The organism is Streptomyces sennicomposti, assembly GCF_019890635.1.
Classification (GTDB): Bacteria; Actinomycetota; Actinomycetes; order Streptomycetales; family Streptomycetaceae; genus Streptomyces; species Streptomyces sennicomposti.
The window spans coordinates 22866-41749 of sequence record NZ_JAIOAB010000042.1; the positions used below are offsets into that span (position 1 = coordinate 22866).

An 18884-nucleotide genomic window follows, 5' to 3' on the forward strand; every position below is an offset into this window, starting at 1 on the left:
TACGGGCGTGCGCCCCGGGACGCGCCCCCGCGCGCCCCGCATCGAGAGCGCCCTGCCCCGCACCCGCCCCACGACGAGACGTCCCGTCTCACCCGCCTGCTACCGTCGCCCTCATGGTCGACAAGCCCACCCCCGACGCCACCCGCCGCAGCGAACGCTCCCGCCGCGCGATCTACGACGCGGCCCTCGCCCTCGTCGCCGAGGTCGGCTACCCGAGGACCACCATCGAGGGCATCGCCGCCCGCGCCGGAGTCGGCAAGCAGACGATCTACCGCTGGTGGCCGTCGAAGGCGGACGTCCTGCTGGAGGCGTTCCTCGACCTCGGCGAGGAGGCCGCCCGGCAGGCCGGGCACCAGCCCTATGAGATCCCCGACACCGGGGACCTCGCCGCCGACCTCAAGGCCGTCCTGCGCGCCACCGTGGACGAACTCCTCGACCCCCGCTTCGACGCGCCGTCCCGCGCGCTGGCCGCCGAGGGCCTGGTCAACGAGGAACTCGGCCGCCGGTTCGTCGCCCACCTGCTCGAACCCCAGCTCCAGCTCTACGTGAAGCGGCTGCGCGCCGCCCAGGACAAGGGCGCGGTACGGCCGGACGTAGACCCGCGCATCGCCCTGGAGCTCTTCGTCTCCCCGCTCGCCCAGCGCTGGCTCCAGCACACCGGGCCGATCACCTACGACTACACGGACACCCTGGTCGACTACGCCCTGTACGGAATCGCCCCCCGCTGAGCCCCGCCGTGCGCCCTTTGCCTCCCCTCCTGCTCCCCGCCGCCCCCACCCCGCGGGCGGGCTCCGTCCACCCAAGGCGCAGGATGGTGGGACCATGGAGCATGCTGTCCACACCAGCGAGGCGAGGGGATAGATGAGCGCGCAGTTCGGCGGCCGCACCGGCCGGCAGGGCAAACTCTCCCAGTGGCTGCGCGGACGCCGCCCGAAGGAGGCCGCCGGGGACGACGGCCGTCAGGCCCTGCTGCTCGCCGCCGCCGCCGCGGGACTGCCGCTGGCGCCCGCCGCGCACCCGGGGACCGGCTACGGCTGTTCGTGCGACCGCGTCGGCTGTCCCACGCCGGCCCGGCACCCGGTGTCCTTCGCCTGGCAGACCCAGTCCACGACCGACCGGGGGCAGATCGAGCGGTGGGCCCGGCACCAGCCGCAGGCGAACTTCATCACTGCCACCGGCATGGTGCACGACGTGCTCGACGTGCCCCTGGAGGCCGGGCGGGAGGCCATGGAGCGGCTGCTCGCCGCCGGGATCGAGATCGGCCCGGTCGCCGAGAGCGACGACGGCCGGCTGCTGTTCTTCACCTCCACCCGCGGCACCCCCGAGGACGAGGACGAGTGGTGGCCGTGCGAGCTGGACTGCCACCCGGAGACCATGGACGAGCACCCGGGCCTGCGCTGGCACTGCCGCGGCTCCTACGTCCTCGTACCGCCGGCCCGGCTGCCCGGCGACGACGGCCGCGCGGTGCGGTGGGTACGCGGCCCGGAGCATCCGCTGCCCGACCCGCTCAGCCTCCTGGAAGCCCTCACCGACGCCTGCGCCCGCCACGTGGGCGAGGAGCCCGGCCACGTCGGCTCGGCCTGGCCCATGCGCCACTGACCCCCCGCCCGGCACCCGGAGGCGCACCGAAGCCCCGCCGCGGCCCCGCGGCCCCGCTCCCGCCCCGCCGCAGACCCGACCCGCCCGGCGTCGACCTGCACCGCCTCGCGCGCGGCCCCCTCACCCGCCCGGCCTGGACCCCCGGCCCACGCGCCCGGCCCGCCGCGCCCCGAGGGGCACGAACCTCGCCCGCCCGGCCCCGCGCAGCAGACCCCGGCCGCCGCGGGTACCCCGCGCGCATCACGCCCGCCCGCGTACCCGGCCCCGCGCCGCGGAGCCCGCGCGCCCTGCGCCGCGGCTCCCTCAGCCCCCCTGCGCCCCCGTGAGCCCCTGCAGGCGGCCCAGCAGGGTGATCTTGCCGCCGGACGCGCCCTGTGCGGGGTCCAGGGCGACCTGGTTGGAGACGAACTCCATCGTCAGCGACTGCTTGATCTCGCCCTCGGTCAGCGCCCGCACGCTCTGGTTCGGCGTGGGCACCGAGGTGCCCGCGGCGGCGGTCTGCTTCTGGTAGTGGTGCGTGGCGAAGAACACCAGCGCGCCCCCGTCGGCGGTGCGCAGCGCCAGCGGCGCGTAGCCGCCGTTCGTCAGCGGCTCGTCGATGTACTGCGTGGCCAGACCGGGCCGTACGGCCGTCTTGGCGCGCTGCGCGCGCCAGTCGCTGGTGTACGCCCCGTCGGCGAAGGAACCGCCGCCGTCCTTCAGGTACGCGGCGTAGTCCTCGCTGAGGCCGGCGGGCGGGGCGACCTGACCGGCCGCGCCGGCGGGCACCGCCTCGGCCCAGCCGTCCGCGTCCGTACGGAACTTCGGCACCGCGCCGGGCGCCACCAGCGTCAGATACGCCGCCCGCCACTTCGCGCCCAGGCCGTCCCGCGTGAACACCAGCAGCCAGCGCGCGCTGCCGCCCTTGTTGCCCTCGGCGTCGGCGAGGAACCAGCGCGGCCAGCCCGCCTTCTTAGGGATCGTGAACTTCGCGTCGGACAGCTTCAGCGGGGTGTGCGCGGCATTGCCGCCCGGGCTGTTGACGTGCCCGGCCTTCAGCCGCGCCGCGTCGATCGCGCCGAGCGCCCCGGTGACGTACGCCGCGTCCAGCGAACTGTCGTACGCCTTGTCGGCCTTGTTGTACGCGTCGGTGAACTCGGCGAGCGCCACGGCCGCTTCGGCGCGCGTGGTGGCCGGAAGCACCTCACGCTCGCCGTGCACCACCACACAGCCGCTCGCCGTCAGCGACAGCGCGGCCACCGAGGCCGCCGCCAGTATCTTCCGCTCAAGCCTGCGAAGCCTTCGAGGGCCGCGGACCCTGCTCATCAGCTACCGTCACCTTCCCCTTCCCGGAGGCGAACCCTACCGGGGCGAAGAACAGTGCGAGCGCCGGGACCAGGTACAGCAGCCACACCGTGACCTGGAGGACGGTCGGATCGGGCTGGAAGTTGAACACGCCCTTCAGCAGCGTGCCGTACCAGCTGTCCGGCTCGATGGTGCCGCTGATGTCGAAGGCGAGGTTCGTCAGACCCGGCACCAGGTCGGCCTCCTGGAGGTCGTGCACGCCGTACGCCAGCACGCCCGCCGCGACCACCACCAGCATCGCGCCGGTCCAGGTGAAGAACTTGGCGAGGTTGATGCGCAGCGCGCCCCGGTAGAACAGCCAGCCCAGCAGGACCGCGGTGGCCAGACCGAGGGCGACGCCGACCAGCGGGCGCGGGGTGCCGTCGGAGGCGGCGTGCACGGAGGCCCACACGAACAGCGCGGTCTCCAGGCCCTCGCGGCCCACGGCCAGGAACGCGGTCGCCACCAGCGCGCCGGTGCCCATCGCCAGCGCCTGGTCCAGCTTGCCGTGCAGCTCGGCCTTCAGATGGCGGGCGGTGCGCCGCATCCAGAAGACCATCCACGTCACCAGGCCCACCGCCACGATGGACAGCGAGCCGCCGAGCCCCTCCTGCGCCTGGAACGTCATCTCCTGCGAGCCGAACTCCAGCACGCAGCCGAAGCCCATGGCCAGCAGGACGGCGATGGCGATGCCCGTCCAGATCGGTTTCAGGGCGTCCCTGCGGCCGGTCTTGACCAGGTAGGCGATCAGGATGCACACGACGAGGCTGGCCTCCAGCCCCTCGCGCAGACCGATCAGATAGTTGGAGAACACAGGCCCTAAGCCTCCTCGGACAGCAGGGTGCGGCCCCACCAGTCGTGCGCGTCGCGGACGCCGGGCGGGATCGCGAAGACCGCCGAACCCACGTGCTGGATGTACTCGTTGAGCGCGTCGTGCGCCGACAGCCGGCGCTGCAGCGGGATGAACCCCTTGCGCGGGTCGCGCTGGTAGGCCAGGAAGAACAGGCCCGCGTCCAGCCGGCCCAGCCCGTCCGTGCCGTCCGTGAAGGAGTAGCCGCGGCGCAGGATGGTGATGCCGTCGTTGGAGTCGGGGTGCGCGAGGCGGACGTGCGCGTCGGGCTTCATGGCCTTCAGGAACGGCTCGTCGTGCTCCTTGGCCTTGCCCACCGGCGCGCCCTCGCCCTTGTCGCGGCCGAAGACGTCCTCCTGCTCCTGCAGCGAGGTGCGGTCCCACACCTCGATCTGCATCCGGATGCGCCGGGCGACGAGGTAGGAACCCCCGTGCATCCAGGCGTCCTTCGCGCCGCCGTCCCCGTCGCCGACCCACACGAACTTCTCCAGCCGGCCGGTCTCGGTGCCCGCGATGTTGCGGGTGCCGTCCTTGAAGCCGAACAGGTTGCGCGGGGTCTGCGCGCCCGGGGTGGTGGAGGAGGTCTTGCCGAAGCCGAGCTGCGACCAGCGGATGGCGACCTTGCCGAAGCCGATCCTGGCCAGGTTGCGGATGGCGTGCACGGCCACCTGCGGGTCGTCCGCGCAGGCCTGCACGCACAGGTCGCCGCCGGTGCGGGACCGGTCGAGGTTGTCGCCGGGGAACGGCGGCAGATCGACCAGGGCGGCCGGCCGCCGGTCCTTCAGACCGAACTTGTCGAACAGCGACGGCCCGAAGCCGATCGTGAGGGTCAGCCGGGAGGGCGGCAGGCCGAGCGCCTCGCCGGTGTCGTCGGGCGGCGCCTCGGCGAGCCCGCCGTAGGCGCCCTCGCCGACCGCCCGGCCCGCGGTCATCCGCCGGGCCGCGGCCGTCCAGTCCTTCATCAGCTGCACGAACTCGGCGCGGTCGTCGGTCTTCACGTCGAACGCGGCGAAGTGCAGCCGGTCCTGGACGGGCGTGGCGATGCCCGCCTGGTGGGCGCCGTGGAACTCCACCGCGCCGGCCGTGTCCGTCCGGTCCGCGCCGTCGTCGTCCTTGGCCAGGGCGACCGCGCCGCCGGCCGCGACGGCGCCGAGCGCCAGCCCGGCGCCGCCCCAGCCGATCAGGGCGCGCCGGGAGGGAGCGGCGCCGGTCTGCCCGCCGGCGCCCGGTTCCGGGGTGTCCGTCTCGGTCATCTGCGGCTTCCCGCTCACTTGGCGACGGCGGCGGCGAGCTTGGACAGCGGCTCGGCGAGCGCGTTCACCGCGTCCGACAGCTCCTTGCGCTGGTCCTTGCCGACCTTGTCGTAGGAGACGAAGTCGTAGGACGCCTTGTCCGTGCGGTACTTGTCCAGCACCGTGTTCAGGGCGGCGAACTGCTTGTCCAGCTCACCGGTGAGCGCCGCGTCGTTCTTCTCGGCCACCGGCTTGAGCAGTTCGTACGCCTTCTGCGCGCCCTCGACGTTGGCCTTGAAGTCGACGAGGTCGGTGTGCGAGTAGCGGTCCTCCTCGCCGGTGACCTTGCCGGTGGCGACCTCGTCCAGCAGCTCCTTGGCGCCGTTGGCCATGGAGGTGGGCGTGATCTCCGCCTTGCCGACCCGCTGCTGCCAGTCCTTCAGGTCGGCCACGAGCTGGTCGGCGAGGGTCTTCTCCTCGGCGCCGATCTTCTTGTCCTGCCACAGCGCCTTCTCCAGGCGGTGCCAGCCGGTCCACTTCTGGCCCTGCTCCAGGCCGTCGGCGCGGGTGTCGGTCTTCGGGTCGATGTCGCCGAAGGACTCCGCGACCGGCTCGGTGCGCTCCCAGCCGATGCGGGAGGGGGCGTAGGCCTTCTTGGCGGCCTCCAGGTCGCCGGCCTTGATGGCGTCGGCGAACTTCTGGGCCAGCGGCACCGTCTCGTCGGCCTGGTCCTGCGCGTACTGGCGGTACTGGGCGACGGCCTGGTCCAGCGCGGGGTCGCGCTTGGCGGCGGCGTTCGCGCCGGTGACCGTCAGCTTCTGCCGCACGCCGTGGCCCTTCATGCCCGGGCGGCAGGCGATCTCGTAGGAGCCGGCCTTGATCTCGGCGGTCAGCGTGTACTTGGTGCCGGGGCCGATGTTCTCCTTCTCGGAGACGATCCGGTCGTCCGGGAAGACGATCTCGACCTCGGTGGCCTTGGAGCCCTTGTTCTCTATCTTCAGCGTCACCTGGCCGGCCGGGACCGTCTTGGCCGAGGTCTCGCAGGTGGAGTCGGCGGCGGTCACCTGGATCGCGTCGCCGTCCGAGGCATCGCTCTTGGAGGTGCAGGCCGTCATGGAGGTCAGAGCAGCCGCGGTGGCGACGGCGGTGACGAGGGAGAGTCTGACGGCTCGCATGGAAGTGCTCCCGGATGGCTGAAAAGATCCTGACGGTATTGGTGAGGCTTGCCTAACTTAACGGAACTGCGCCTGCTTGATACCCGTGCGTGCCGTGATTCAGCTCTCATGGGACGGCCCCGGCTACGGGCTGATCGCGAGCCGCCCAAGGGACCGTAAAGAACAGGCCACAGGGGATTCAAAGGGAGCGCTTCGGGGTCACCAGGACCGTGCCCGTACGGGGATGCGGCAGCACCTCGACCGGCTGGTCGTAGACCTCGGTGAGCAGCGCCTCGGAGAACACCTCGGCCGGCGGCCCGTCGGCCGCGACCCGGCCGCCGCGCAGCACCGCCACCCGGTGCGCGTAGGCGGCGGCCAGCCCCAGGTCGTGCAGCACCACGACCACCGCGTCACCGGCCCGCGCCCGCTCCCGGCACAGCCGCAGCACCAGCTCCTGATGCCTGAGGTCCAGCGCGGCGGTCGGCTCGTCGAGCAGCAGCAGCGGCGCCTGCTGCGCCAGCACCCGGGCGAGCGCCACCCGGGCCCGCTCGCCGCCGCTGAGCGCCGGGAACGGCCGCGCGGCGAACGCGCCCACCTCGGTCGCGGCCATCGCCGCGGCCACCACCGCGTCGTCCACGGCCGGATCGGCGGCGTGCGGGGCGCGGCCCATGCGCACCACGTCCGCCACCGGGAAGGGGAAGGACAGCTCGGCCGACTGCGGCAGCACGGCCCGGCGCAGGGCGAGTTCGGGCGCGGACCACTCCGCCGCCGGCCGCCCGTGGATGCGTACGACGCCCCCCGCGGCCGGGAGATCGGCGGCGAGCGCGCCCAACAGGGTGGACTTCCCCGCCCCGTTGGGCCCGACCAGGGCCAGCACCTCGCCGGCCCGTACGGCGAGGTCCACCCCGCGCAGCACCTCGCGCGCGCCCAGGCGCACCCGCAGCGACTCCGTCTCGGCCAGTACGTCCCCGGCGCGCGCCGGGGGCGGTGGAGCGGGGCGGCCGCGCAGCGCGCCGACGTACGGGAACCTTCTCCGGCTCATGCCCAGCCTCCCTGCCGGCGGCGGGTGCGGCGCAGCAGCCAGAAGAAGAACGGGCTGCCGAGCAGTGCGGTCAGGACGCCGAGCGGCAGTTCGGCGGGCGCGGCCACGGTACGGGCCGTGAGGTCGGCGGCGAGCAGGACCAGCGCGCCCAGCAGCGCGCTGCCCGGCACCAGGAACCGGTGCCCGGGCCCGGCGGCCATCCGCAGCAGATGCGGCACGACCAGGCCGACGAAACTGACGATCCCGGAGATGCTGACCGCGGCCGCCGTCAGCAGGGCCACGATCAGCACCAGCGTGATCCGCAGCCGCTCCACGTCCACGCCCAGGTGCCGGGCGGGGCGTTCGCCGAGCGCCAGCAGGTCCAGGCGGCGCGCGTACAGCGGGGCCAGGGCCAGGCCGAGCACCGCGCACGGCAGGACCGCGAGCACCTTGGGCCAGGTCGCCTGGGAGAGCGAGCCGAGCTGCCAGAAGGTGATCTGGTTGACGGCGGCGGTGTCCGCGAAGAACAGGAACAGGCCGATCAGCGCGAGCGCGAACGCGTTGACCGCGATCCCGGTGAGGATCAGCGTCACCACCTCGGTCCGGCCGCCGGAGCGGGCCATGGCGTACACCAGCAGCACCGTGCCGAGGCCGGTGACGAAGGCGAACACCGGCACGGTCCAGGCGCCCAGGACGTCGATGCCGAGCGCGATCGCGGCGACCGCGCCGACCGCCGCGCCCGAGGAGACGCCGATGACGCCCGGTTCCGCCAGCGGGTTGCCGAACACGCCCTGCATCAGCGCGCCCGCGCAGCCGAGCGAGGCGCCCACGAGCAGGGCCAGCACGATGCGCGGGAACCGCACGTTCCACAGCACCGACTCCGCCACCCGGTCCAGGCCGGATTCGCCGAGGCCGACGCGGTGCAGCACGGAGGACAGCACGTCCCCGGTGGGGATCGGATACGCCCCGAGCCCGGCGGCGACGGGGACGAGGACGAGCAGCGCGAGCAGCAGGCCGCCGGTCAGCGGCACGGGCCGCCGGGCGCGCGTCCTCCGGTCGGCGGAGGCCGCGAACTCGGCTGACTTCGTGGCGCGTTCCGGCTGTTCCGGCTCCGACGGGGGCCCGGTGAGGGCGGGGGCCGTCATCGCCCGGCCCCGGTTCCGTCGCCGTACAGCTGGGTGACGAGGGAGCGCAGGACCTGGTCGGTGCGGGGGCCGTAGTTCAGCAGGACGCCGTCCTCGACCGACACCACCCGGCGGTTCATGCCCGCCGGGGTCTGGGCGACGCCCGGGATCTTCACCAGCCCGTCCATGCCGCCCACCGACTCAAGTCCCTTGCTCATCACGAGGATCGCGTCCGGCGCGGCCTTCGCCAGCGCCTCGGTGGTGATCGCGGTGAAGTCCTTGGTCAGCCCGGAGGCCGCGCCCGCGTCCACCCCGCCGGCCGCCTCGATCAGCGACGTGGCCCCGGACTCGGCGCCCCCGATGAGGTACACGGAGGCGGAGCCGCGCAGGTACAGGAAGGCGACCCGGGGGTGGTCGGCGTGCGCGGGGATCGCCTTGCGCACGGCGTCGATCCGCCGCTGCGAGCGCTCGGTCAGCCGCTCGCCCGCGTCCGGCACGCCGAGCGCGCCGGCGACCGCCCGGATGCGCGGCCCGACGTCCGCGAGGGAGGCCGCCGGCCGCACCACGAGCACCGGGACGCCCGCGGCGCGGATCTGCGCCATGGCCTCGTCCGGCCCGGAGGTGGTCTCGGCGAGCACCAGATCGGGGCGCAGCGACAGCACGCTCTCGGCGGACACGTCGTGATTGCGCGTCACCACCGGCAGCTTGCGCGCCTGCGCGAAGGTGGCCGTGATGTCCCGGGCGACGACCCGGTCGCCGAGTCCCAGCGTGAACACGATCTCGCTGAGGCTGCCCGACAGCGGCACGATCCGCCGGGCCCCGGCGACGGTCACCTTCCTGCCGTCGGCGGAGGTCACCGTGACGGGCAGGCGCGGCGCGGCGGTTCCGGTCAGCGGTTCCACCCGGTCGGCGACGGCGACCGCGGGGGCGGTCCTCGCGCCGCCGGAGGCGTCGCCGCCGCCTCGGCAGCCGGTCGCGGTCAGGGCGAGCGCGAGCACCGACACCAGTGCTCCCGCCAGTCGTGTGCGCAAGCGTCGCACGGTGCGGTCCGTCCGTTCTTTCTCGGGGCAGCCGATCATCGGCAGGTTTAGCTTAGGTTAGCCTTACCTTCGTTGGCTACCGGCTGTGGATACCGGAGGACCTTCCATGCCCACGCGCCCCCGCGCCCCGCTCACCGCCCCGAGCGCGGCCGGCACCGCCCTCGCCGTGCTCGTCGCGGCCCTCCTGGCCGCCCTGCTGCCGGCCCCCGCCGCCCACGCGGCGAGCCGGGTCGTCGCGGGCGGCCGGCTCGACTGGGGCATCAAGTCCTCGTTCCAGAGCTATGTCACCGGCCCGATCGCCAAGGGGAGTTACTCCCTGACCGGCGGCGCCGCCACGGTGGGCGCCAGCTCCTTCCGGTTCCCCTCGGCCAGCGGGACCTACGACGGCTCGACGGGCGCGTTCCGGGCCGGCTTCGCCGGCGGCGTGCGCTTCGTCGGCCACAAGTCGCCCGGCGGCGGCTACCAGCTGGACCTCACCCTCAGCCGCCCCACCGTCCGCATCGCCGGCTCCACCGGCACCCTCTACGTGGACGTCGTCAGCAAGGCGAAGGGCACCGGGACGGTCACGACGTCCCCGCAGGTGCCCTTCGCCGCCCTCTCCCTGTCCGGCATCGACATGCGCGGCGCGGGCGAGCGCGTCGTCCTGAACAACCTCCCCGCCACCCTCACCGCCCAGGGCGCGAAGTCCTTCGCCGGCTACTACACGGCCGGCACCCCGCTGGACCCGGTCAGCCTCTCGGCCGACGTACGCCCCGAGGCGAAGCCGACCACGGCCGCGCCCGCGCCGACCCCCGCCGAGTCCCGGCAGGCGAAGCGGAGTCCGGACCACGCCATCGCGACCGGCGTCGTGGACTGGGGCGTGCGCCGCACCTTCCGCGAGTACGTCACCGGGGACATCGCCCGCGGTGGCTGGAAGCTGACCGACGGCGCCCAGGACGGCGGCGCGCTCTTCCGCTTCGGCTCGGGCACCGGCGCCTACGACCGGGGCGAACTGACCGCCGCCTTCGAGGGAACCGTCCGCTTCACCGGCGCCCACGGCCTCGACCTGAAGCTCGGCGGCGTCCGCGTCACCGTCCGGGACGGCGAGGGCACCCTCTTCGCCGACGTGGCGGGCGCGAGCCTGACGGCGAGCCAGGTGCCGCTGGTCACCTTCGCCGCGAAGGACTTCACCGCCCACGACGGACTGGCGAAGATCACCGAGGCGCCCGCCGCGCTGACCGCCCGCGGCGCCAAGGCGTTCGGCGGGATGTACCCGGCGGGCACCGCGATGGACCCCGTCTCCCTGGCCGTGGCCCTCACCGACGGCGTACGCCTGCCCGCCCTGCCCGACCTCGGCAGCACGGCCACCCCCACCCCGGCCGCGTCCGCCCCGGCCGCCTCCGCCTCCGCCGCCGCCGTCTCCGCGACGCCCGTCGCCGCGGCCGGGGACGACGACGGCGTACCGCTGCTGCCGCTGGCCCTCGTCGCGGCCGGAGTGCTCGCGGCCACGGCGCTCGGCGCGGCGATCCTCCGGGGCCGCCGCAGGCCCCACCCGGCCGCCGACGCCCCCGCGGACGACGGCGCCCCCCCCCCCTGACCCCGGCGAGCCCCCACGAACCGGGCCGCACCACCGACCCGAACCCGCCGACACCCGGCTCGCCTTCCCTCCCCCCGCACTCAACTCATCCACCGCTCCCCGTACGAGGAGACCTCATGCCCGCAACCACCGGTGACCGCAGCCGCAGACGGCCGCTCGCGTTCGCCGCCGCCGTCGCCACGGCCGCCGCCGCCATCGGCGCGGCCTCCCTGGCCGCCGCGCCCACCACCGCCGCCGCGGGCGGCATCCCCCTGAAGGGGTACGAACTGACCTGGGGCATCAAGGAGACGTACCGCTCCTACGTCACCGGCCCCTACGCCAAGGGCACGTTCACCACCGCCGACGGCGCCTCCCAGGCGGCCGGCAACGGGGCGTTCACCTTCACCGACGGCCAGGGCGCCTACGACAGCGCCAGCCACACCGTGCACCTGGCCTTCAAGGGCACCCTGACCGCCGAGTCCGGCGCCCACCACTTCAAGCGGGTGCTCAGCGATTTCCAGTACGACAGCGCGACGGGCGTCCTCACCGCCGATCTGACCGCCGACGGCGGCGAGACCCGGCAGGACGTGCCGTTCGCGAAGGTCGCCGCGCCCACCGGCGCCGACATGAGCGGACTGGCCACCACGCTCACCGATGAGGCCGGCGCGTTCCTCGGCAGCGACACCTACGCGGGCGCGGCGGGCGACCCGCTGTCCGTGGTGCAGACGAAGACCTCGTCCTCGCCGAGCCCGTCCACGGGCACGTCCCAGCCGTCCACCTCCCAGCCGCCCACGTCGCAGCCGCCCACCTCGCCCTCCGCCTCGACGTCCGCCTCGCCGAGCGCGTCGGCGAGCGCCGGCGGCTCCCCGTCCCCCTCGGGCTCGGCGACCGGCGGGGCCTCCCCGTCGGCCTCCGCCACCGCGACCGGCTCCGCCGCCCCGGCCCCGGCCCAGGGCGACATCGCCGACGGCCGGCTCACCTGGGGCCTGAAGGAGTCCTTCCGCGCCTACGTCGTCGGCCCGATAGCCAAGGGCGCCATCACGACCTCCGGCGGCGCCTCGCAGGCCGCCGGGAACGGCGCGTTCACCTTCACCGACGCCACCGGCGCCTACGACACCGAGGCCGGCACGCTGACCGCCGCCGTCAAGGGCTCGGTGAACTTCAAGGGCCACAAGGGCGAGGGCGAGAACGGCGGTTACGGCCTCGACCTCACCCTCACCCATCTCAAGGCGGCCCTGTCCGGCGGGTCCGGCACCCTGACCGCCGACGTCACCAGCCTCGGCGTCACCACCAAGGCGGTCGTCCTCGCCGACCTCAAGGCCCCCTCGGGCGGCCTGACGGCGAAGGACGACGTCATCACGCTGGACAAGGTGGCGGCGACGCTGACCGAGGCGGGCGCGAAGGCGTTCAGCGGCTTCTACGCCAAGGGCACCGCGCTCGATCCGGTGAGCCTGTCCGTGGCCCTCGCCGACGGCGCCGACCTGCCCTCGGGCGACGGCACGTCGGGCACCGGCGGCACGGGCTCCGCCGGCGGGTCCGGCTCCGCCGGCGCCTCGGGCGGCACCGGTTCGGACGCCGGGGGCGGCGGCTCCACGACGGGCGGCGCCGGGGCCACCACCGGCGGCGGGTCCGTCGGCGGCAGTCTGGCCGCCACCGGCTCGGACGCGCCGGTGGCCGCCCTCGGCACGGCCGCCGCACTCGCCGTGGCGGCGGGCGCGGGCGTGGTGTTCGCGGTGCGCAGGCGGCGCGGCGCACCGGACGCGCAGGCCTGAGCCACGACGGAGGGCGGCGCCGGCCCGGACGGCCGGCGCCGCCCTCCGCGCCGTTTCGGTGCTTCAATGCCCTGGTGACCGACTACGACGTGCTGCGCGTGTTCTGCGCGGCGAACGGCGGCTACGGCAACGAACTCGGTGTCGTCCGCGACGGCTCGACGATCCCGGACCCGGACGAACGCCAGGCCCTCGCCGCCAAACTCGGCTTCAGCGAGACGGTGTTCGTGGACGACCCCGAGCGCGGCGTCCTCGACATCCACACCCCGACCCTGCGCCTGCCCTTCGCCGGGCACCCCTGCGTGGGCACGGCCTGGCTGCTGGACGTGCCCGAACTCGTCACCCCGGCCGGCGTCGTCGGCACCCGCCTGGACGGCGAGTTCACCTGGATCGAGGCCCGCCCGGAGTGGGCGCCGCCGCGCACCCTGCGGCAGTACGCCACCGCCGCCGAGGTGGACGACCTCGCCGTCCCGCCGCCCGGTGAGTGGATCTACGCCTGGGCGTGGGAGGACGAGGCGGCCGGCCGGGTGCGCGCGAGGGCCTTCCCGGGCCGGGACGACGGCATCGAGGAGGACGAGGCGACGGGCGCGGCGGCGCTGCTGCTGACCGCCCGGCTCGGCCGGGCGCTCAACATCGTCCAGGGCGCGGGCTCCCAGATCCTGACGGCTCCCCAGCCGGAGGGCTGGGTGGAGATCGGCGGCCGGGTGGTCCTGGAGCGCTGACGCCCCCTGCGGGGCGTGCCACGCCCCCACCCGCCGCAGCCGCCCGCGCACACGGAGGCGGGCACACAGAGGCGGGCACACGGAGGCGCGCACACGGAGGCGCGCACACGGAGGCGCGCGCACCGGTCCGCGCGGGCGGGGCCCGCTCAGGCGGCGGTGAGCGGGAACTCCTCGCCGAGCGCCCTGAACACCTCGGTGTTCAGGGCGAACGCCCGCTTGCACTCGGCCACGATCCGCTGCTTCTCCAGGTCGTCCGCCCGTACGGAGTCCAGCAGTTCCCGGTACTCGCGCTTGAACGCGGCCGGGTTGCCGATCTGTTCGAAGGTGTAGAAGCGGACGCCGTCGCCCTTCCTGGCGAAGCCCCAGGCGCGTTCGGCGCGGTCGCGGATGATCTGGCCGCCGGACAGGTCGCCGAGGTAGCGGGTGTAGTGGTGGGCGATGTACCCGGCCGGCCACTCCTCGCGGCACTCCCGCACCCGCGCCGCGTACTCCTCGGTCGCGGGCAGCGCGCTCAGCCCGGCGCGCCAGCCGGCGCCGCGCAGATGCGCGAGGTCGCGCTCCAGCGACGGCAGCCGGAACAGCTCGGGCCGCACGAAGGGGCCGGCCACCGGATCGGCGGCGAGCCGTTCGGCGCCGGTCTCCAGCGCCTCGTAGACGAACCACAGTTGCTCGGTGTAGCGGGCGTAGGCCGCCACGCCCAGCCGGCCGCCCAGCAGGTCCGTCATGAACGTCGAGGTCTCCGCCTCCACGTGCTGCTCGTGGGAGGCGGTGCGCAGGAGAGTCGAGAAGGAGTCCATGAGGGAATCCTCTTAGGTAAGGCTAACCTAAGTCAATATCTTTCCGACGAACAGTCGGAAAAGTTACCGACCGGCTGTCGGTAAACCGGGTCAACGGTACCCCGGCGCACGAAGGCCCGCCCCCGGGAAGGGAGGCGGGCCTTCGAGAAGCGCGCGGCACACGGCCCTACGGCAGCGTGAGGATCTCCGCGCCGGTCTCCGTGACCACGAGCGTGTGCTCGAACTGCGCGGTGCGCTTGCGGTCCTTGGTGACGACCGTCCAGTTGTCGTCCCAGATGTCGTACTCGACGGTGCCGAGGGTCAGCATCGGCTCGATGGTGAAGGTCATGCCCGGCCGCATCACCGTGGTGGCGTGCGGGCTGTCGTAGTGCGGCACGATCAGCCCGGAGTGGAAGGCCGTGCTGATGCCGTGCCCGGTGAAGTCGCGCACCACGCCGTACCCGAAGCGCTTGGCGTACGACTCGATGACCCGGCCGATGATGTTGATCTGCCGGCCCGGCCGGACCGCCTTGATCGCGCGGTTCAGCGACTCGCGGGTCCGCTCGACCAGCAGCCGGCTCTCCTCGTCCACGTCGCCGACCAGGTACGTCGCGTTGTTGTCGCCGTGCACCCCGCCGATGTACGCGGTCACGTCCAGGTTCACGATGTCGCCGTCGCGCAGCACCGTCGAGTCCGGGATGCCGTGGCAGATCACCTCGTTGACCGAGGTGCACAGCGACTTCGGGAAGCCGCGGTAGCCGAGCGTGGAGGGGTAGGCGCCGTGGTCGCACATGTACTCGTGCGCGATCCGGTCCAGCTCGTCCGTGGTCACGCCCGGCGCGATGTGCCTGGCCGCCTCCTCCATCGCCCGCGCGGCGATCCGCCCGGCGACGCGCATCGCCTCGACGGTCTCCGGGGTCTGCACCTCCGGCCCGGTGTACGGCTTCGGCGCGGGCTTGCCGACGTACTCGGGGCGGCGGATGTTTCCGGGCACGGAACGGGTGGGGGAGATCTCCCCGGGAACGATCAGCGACTGGCCAGACATGCCCGCGAGTCTATCCACGGGCGATGGGGGAACATGTCGGTGGCGAGAGGAGCTGGTCATGGCCCTGTTCAAGAAGCGGACCGTCGGCAAGCCGGGCGAGTGGTTCTACTGCCTGGAGCACAAGAAGGTCGAGGAGGGACCCGAGTGTCCCGCCAAGGACCGGTTCGGCCCCTACGCCTCCCGCGAGGAGGCCCAGCACGCGATGGAGACCGCCCGCGAGCGCAACCTCCAGTGGGAGAACGACGCCCGCTGGCACGACGCCCCCACGAGCGGCCCCGACGACGACTGACCGCCCTGCGCGCCGTGCCCCGGGCTGCCGGGCCCGACTCCCGCGCCGGGCGGCCCCGGCCGTCTTCCGCCGCCTGAGGACGAGGCGGCCCCGCCGCGTCACCCCGTACCGCTCAGGCCGCCTCCCGCACCGCGACCGCGCGTTCCGCGCGCAGCCGCCGGGCGTGCTCGTTCGTCCGAGCGTTCGTCCGGGCGTCGTACGCCGTCAGGCCCGGCAGACGCACCGCGTCATGCCCGGCGGGAGACGGCGCCGCGGACAAGCCCCGCTGCGCGCCCTGGCGGCGCGGACGGCGGGGAAGCCACCTGGCGAGGCGGGCGCGGACCGCAGGCCCGGAGCGCCGGGTGACGGCGGGAGCGCCCCGGGCGCGGCGTCTCGGCGCGCCGAGGTTGCTTCCCCTACCACCCTGACGCCGGCGGCGCGGGACGGCGGGAAGCCCACCCCGGCGAGGCGGGCGCGGACCGCGGGCACGGGAACGCCGGGGGACGGCCGGAGCACCCCCGGCGCGGTGCCTCGGCGCGCCCTGGTCGCTCCCCTACCCCCCCGGCGGCCGCGGCGCGGGACGGCGGGGAAGCCCCGGCGAGGGCGGTCGCGGACCGCGGACCGCGGACCGCGGGCCCGGGGGCCGGGCGACGGCGGGAGCACCCCCGGCGTGGCGCCTCGGCGGACCTACCACCCCGACGGCGGCGGTGCCGTCAGGGACTCCGCCAGTCGCGACAGGCGGTCCCGCAGTCGTCCGCCCCGCCGCGGCCCCGGCAGCGGGTTCTCCCCGGCCGCCGCGCTCACCAGATGCTGCACCGTGTCCAGATCCAGCTCCGCGCCGTCCGGCACCGCCAGCGACTCGTGCGCCAGCGCCGCCAGCTCGCCCGTGCCCGACCCCAGCGCCAGCACCGTCGCCCCGGCCCGCCGCGCCCCGCACACCCGCTCCAGCAGCGGCGCCGGCTCCCCGGGCGCCACCACGAGCAGCGTCTCGCCCCGCCGGGCCGCCTCCAGCCGGCCGAGCCCGACCGCCAGATGCGCCGGGTCCGAGGGCCGCGCGTCGTGCCGTACCAGGGTCGGGGCCAGCTCCGGGGTGCCCGACCAGGCGGCCTCGTCCACCAGGTGCGCCGCGAGGTGCCACGGCTCGTACTCCGGGGTGCCCACCAGCAGCAGCCCGCCCCCGTGCGAGACCACCGACCCCCGCAGCGCCCCCGCGAACCGCCGGGTGGCGTCCAGCCACTCGGTCCCGGCGAGCACTTCACGCAACAACGCGACCCGTACGGCGTCCATACGACCGCATGGTGCCCCAAAACGGCCGGCCGGATGCGGAGTTCGGCCGCGATTCGCCCGCTCTGGGGACCTTGCCCAGGCCCCCGCGAGGCGGCCCACCGCAGCGGTGGCCGGCCGTACGCGGACGTAGAGTCGGCCCATGACCACTAGCGACAGCGCACACAAGGCCCCCGCCAAGGACCCCTGGGACCTGCCCGACGTCTCCGGGCTCGTCGTCGGCGTGCTCGGCGGGACCGGCCCGCAGGGCAAGGGCCTCGCCTACCGCCTCGCCCGGGCCGGCCAGAAGGTGATCATCGGCTCCCGGGCCGCGGAGCGCGCCCGGGCCGCCGCCGACGAGATCGGCCACGGCGTCGAGGGCGCCGACAACGCCGAGACCGCCCGCCGCAGCGACATCGTGATCGTCGCCGTGCCCTGGGAGGGCCACGGCAAGACGCTGGAGTCGCTGCGCGCCGAACTGGCCGGCAAGATCGTCGTGGACTGCGTCAACCCGCTCGGCTTCGACAAGAAGGGCGCCTACGCCCTCAAGCCCGAGGAGGGCAGCGCCGCCGAGCAGGCCGCCGCCCTGCTGCCCGACTCGCGGGTCACCGCCGCCTTCCACCATCTGTCGGCCGTGCTCCTGCAGGACCCGGAGATCGAGCGGATCGACACCGACGTGATGGTCCTCGGCGAGGAACGCGCCGACGTGGAGACCGTGCAGGCGCTGGCCGGCCGCATCCCCGGCATGCGCGGCGTCTTCGCCGGCCGGCTGCGCAACGCCCACCAGGTCGAGTCCCTGGTCGCCAACCTGATCTCCGTCAACCGCCGCTACAAGGCGCACGCCGGGCTCCGCGTCACCGACGTATAGCCGCGCGGGCGAGCCGCGGCGGCCCGGGCGAGCCGCCCGGGCACGGAAGCGGGCCGGTCCCGGGAGTGGCCCGGGCCCGGGTCGGGCACGGGAGCGCGGCCCCGGTCGGGCACGGGCCGGGCTCGGGAGCGCGGCCCGCATGGGGGACACTGGTCGGCGGAGCGCTCCCGGCAGGGCCGGGGGCGTCGAGCAGTACCGAGCAGTGACCAGCAGTACCGAGCAGTGTCCCCGTGCCCCCGACAGGAGCCGACCGCCATGCCCCGCCTCGCCCTCTACTCCCTGATCGTCTGCGTCCTCACCGTGGCCGCGGCCGTCGTCTCGTTCGCGCAGGGCAGCTGGCTGGGCATCGTGTGGGTGCTGCTGGCCGGCCTGTCGTCCAACATGACCTGGTACTACGTCCGCCGTGGCCGGGCGGCCCGGCAGGACGGCCCGGTCACCGGATGACCGGCCCGGCCGGTCACCGCACGATCGAGCAGAAGTCGTCCGTGCCCTCCCAGAAGCGGTACAGGCCCTGACCGCAGTACGTGTCCAGGTCCGTGATCCCCAGCGCCCGCAGGATCGAGTCGATCACGTCGAAGAACGCGCTGTTCACCGCCGGCACCCACAGCAGCGCGAAGACGAACAGCAGCCCGAACGGCGCGAACGGCTCCACCTGGCGCTTGACGCCGTACGACAGCCACGGCTCGATCACCCCGTAGCCGTCCAGGCCCGGCACGGGCAGGAAGTTCAGGATCGCCGCCGTGATTTGGAGCAGCGCCAGGAAGGCCAGCGCGAACCGGAAGTCGGCGGGCACCCCGTCCAGCGCGTCCAGCCAGAACGGCGCCGTGCACACGACGGCGAACAGCACGTTCGTCAGCGGGCCGGCCGCCGAGATCAGACTGTGCCGCCAGCGGCCCTTGATCCGGCCCCGCTCGATGAACACCGCACCGCCGGGCAGACCGATCCCGCCCATGATCACGAACACCACCGGCAGGACGATGCTCAGCAGGGCGTGCGTGTACTTGAGCGGGTTCAGCGTGAGGTAGCCCTTCGCGCCGACCGTGATGTCCCCGCCGTGCAGCGCGGTCCGGGCGTGCGCGTACTCGTGCAGGCACAGCGAGACCACCCAGGCCGCCGTCACGAACAGGAACACCGCCACGCCCGGCTGCTCGGCGAACCCGGTCCAGGTGGCCCAGCCCGTGACGGCGGTGACGGCCAGGATCCCCACGAAGACCGGACTGATCCTCCGGTCGCTCGGGCGGGTGGTGGCGGTGGTCATCGAGAGGGCTCCTGTGC

19 protein-coding genes are annotated in these 18884 nt (G+C 74.4%); 8 read left to right on the top strand and 11 right to left on the bottom strand.

Annotation, left to right across the window (positions count from 1 at the left end):
- The first annotated feature begins 113 nt into the window (after nucleotides 1-113).
- Together K7787_RS21860 and K7787_RS21865 are read left to right on the top strand one after the other, a co-directional pair.
- A complete protein-coding gene (locus tag K7787_RS21860; protein WP_223002640.1) occupies nucleotides 114-728 on the top strand; it encodes a TetR/AcrR family transcriptional regulator in 615 nt (204 codons plus the stop codon).
- 133 nt (nucleotides 729-861) lie between these two features.
- Nucleotides 862-1599: a bifunctional DNA primase/polymerase gene (locus K7787_RS21865; RefSeq protein WP_223002641.1), complete on the top strand. Its 738-nt coding sequence runs from the start codon at nucleotides 862-864 to the stop codon at nucleotides 1597-1599.
- A 303-nt stretch (nucleotides 1600-1902) separates the two neighbouring features.
- Here the strand turns inward: K7787_RS21865 and K7787_RS21870 are convergent, their stop codons facing one another.
- The 7 genes from K7787_RS21870 to K7787_RS21900 all read right to left on the bottom strand — a co-directional run bounded on the left by K7787_RS21870 (nucleotide 1903) and on the right by K7787_RS21900 (nucleotide 9382).
- Nucleotides 1903-2904 carry an SCO2278 family lipoprotein gene (locus K7787_RS21870; RefSeq protein ID WP_223002642.1) on the bottom strand — a complete coding sequence of 334 codons (1002 nt, stop codon included), beginning with the start codon at nucleotides 2902-2904 and terminating at the stop codon, nucleotides 1903-1905.
- Nucleotides 2864-3736: an iron uptake transporter permease EfeU gene (efeU, locus tag K7787_RS21875; protein ID WP_164392773.1), complete on the bottom strand. Its 873-nt coding sequence runs from the start codon at nucleotides 3734-3736 to the stop codon at nucleotides 2864-2866. The genes K7787_RS21870 and efeU overlap by 41 nt, the downstream gene beginning before the upstream one ends.
- 5 nt (nucleotides 3737-3741) lie before the next feature.
- On the bottom strand, nucleotides 3742-5025 hold the full coding sequence (gene efeB, locus K7787_RS21880) for an iron uptake transporter deferrochelatase/peroxidase subunit (RefSeq protein ID WP_169438230.1): 1284 nt from the start codon (nucleotides 5023-5025) through the stop codon (nucleotides 3742-3744).
- Nucleotides 5026-5039: 14 nt separating this feature from the next.
- Nucleotides 5040-6179: an iron uptake system protein EfeO gene (gene efeO / locus K7787_RS21885; RefSeq protein ID WP_223002643.1), complete on the bottom strand. Its 1140-nt coding sequence runs from the start codon at nucleotides 6177-6179 to the stop codon at nucleotides 5040-5042.
- Between the two features lie 178 nt (nucleotides 6180-6357).
- Complete coding sequence (locus K7787_RS21890; protein ID WP_223002644.1) at nucleotides 6358-7200, bottom strand: heme ABC transporter ATP-binding protein; 843 nt, start codon at nucleotides 7198-7200, stop codon at nucleotides 6358-6360.
- Nucleotides 7197-8324 (bottom strand): FecCD family ABC transporter permease, encoded by a 1128-nt coding sequence (locus tag K7787_RS21895; RefSeq protein ID WP_223002645.1) that lies wholly within the window; start codon nucleotides 8322-8324, stop codon nucleotides 7197-7199. The genes K7787_RS21890 and K7787_RS21895 overlap by 4 nt, the downstream gene beginning before the upstream one ends.
- Nucleotides 8321-9382, bottom strand: a complete 1062-nt coding sequence (locus tag K7787_RS21900) for a heme/hemin ABC transporter substrate-binding protein (protein WP_372456672.1) — start codon at nucleotides 9380-9382, stop codon at nucleotides 8321-8323. Before K7787_RS21900 ends, K7787_RS21895 begins: the two co-directional genes overlap by 4 nt.
- Nucleotides 9383-9449: 67 nt before the next feature.
- On the opposite strand from K7787_RS21900, the gene K7787_RS21905 reads away from it, so the two are divergent.
- The 3 genes from K7787_RS21905 to K7787_RS21915 all read left to right on the top strand — a co-directional run bounded on the left by K7787_RS21905 (nucleotide 9450) and on the right by K7787_RS21915 (nucleotide 13389).
- On the top strand, nucleotides 9450-10919 hold the full coding sequence (locus K7787_RS21905; RefSeq protein WP_223002647.1) for an HtaA domain-containing protein: 1470 nt from the start codon (nucleotides 9450-9452) through the stop codon (nucleotides 10917-10919).
- A 116-nt stretch (nucleotides 10920-11035) separates the two neighbouring features.
- Nucleotides 11036-12670 carry an HtaA domain-containing protein gene (locus K7787_RS21910; protein ID WP_223002648.1) on the top strand — a complete coding sequence of 545 codons (1635 nt, stop codon included), beginning with the start codon at nucleotides 11036-11038 and terminating at the stop codon, nucleotides 12668-12670.
- A 74-nt stretch (nucleotides 12671-12744) separates the two neighbouring features.
- Nucleotides 12745-13389 (top strand): PhzF family phenazine biosynthesis protein, encoded by a 645-nt coding sequence (locus K7787_RS21915; protein ID WP_019982083.1) that lies wholly within the window; start codon nucleotides 12745-12747, stop codon nucleotides 13387-13389.
- 146 nt (nucleotides 13390-13535) lie between these two features.
- On the opposite strand, the gene K7787_RS21920 is transcribed toward K7787_RS21915, so the two are convergent.
- Both K7787_RS21920 and map read right to left on the bottom strand, forming a co-directional pair.
- A complete protein-coding gene (locus K7787_RS21920; RefSeq protein WP_019982082.1) occupies nucleotides 13536-14186 on the bottom strand; it encodes a biliverdin-producing heme oxygenase in 651 nt (216 codons plus the stop codon).
- Nucleotides 14187-14352: 166 nt separating this feature from the next.
- Complete coding sequence (gene map / locus K7787_RS21925) at nucleotides 14353-15210, bottom strand: type I methionyl aminopeptidase (RefSeq protein ID WP_223002649.1); 858 nt, start codon at nucleotides 15208-15210, stop codon at nucleotides 14353-14355.
- 58 nt (nucleotides 15211-15268) lie between these two features.
- Here map and K7787_RS21930 point away from each other — a divergent pair, with 58 nt between their 5' ends.
- Nucleotides 15269-15499 carry a hypothetical protein gene (locus K7787_RS21930; RefSeq protein WP_164390166.1) on the top strand — a complete coding sequence of 77 codons (231 nt, stop codon included), beginning with the start codon at nucleotides 15269-15271 and terminating at the stop codon, nucleotides 15497-15499.
- 666 nt (nucleotides 15500-16165) lie between these two features.
- Here the strand turns inward: K7787_RS21930 and K7787_RS21935 are convergent.
- Nucleotides 16166-16765 (bottom strand): hypothetical protein, encoded by a 600-nt coding sequence (locus K7787_RS21935; RefSeq protein WP_027758085.1) that lies wholly within the window; start codon nucleotides 16763-16765, stop codon nucleotides 16166-16168.
- 139 nt (nucleotides 16766-16904) lie between these two features.
- Between K7787_RS21935 and npdG the strand changes: the two genes are divergently transcribed.
- Together npdG and K7787_RS21945 are read left to right on the top strand one after the other, a co-directional pair.
- Nucleotides 16905-17609, top strand: coding sequence for an NADPH-dependent F420 reductase (npdG, locus tag K7787_RS21940; RefSeq protein ID WP_169438222.1), 705 nt, complete (start codon nucleotides 16905-16907; stop codon nucleotides 17607-17609).
- 255 nt (nucleotides 17610-17864) lie between these two features.
- A complete protein-coding gene (locus K7787_RS21945) occupies nucleotides 17865-18053 on the top strand; it encodes a hypothetical protein (RefSeq protein WP_019982076.1) in 189 nt (62 codons plus the stop codon).
- A 13-nt stretch (nucleotides 18054-18066) separates the two neighbouring features.
- On the opposite strand, the gene K7787_RS21950 is transcribed toward K7787_RS21945, so the two are convergent.
- Nucleotides 18067-18867: a site-2 protease family protein gene (locus K7787_RS21950; protein WP_223002650.1), complete on the bottom strand. Its 801-nt coding sequence runs from the start codon at nucleotides 18865-18867 to the stop codon at nucleotides 18067-18069.
- Nucleotides 18868-18884 lie beyond the last annotated feature (17 nt).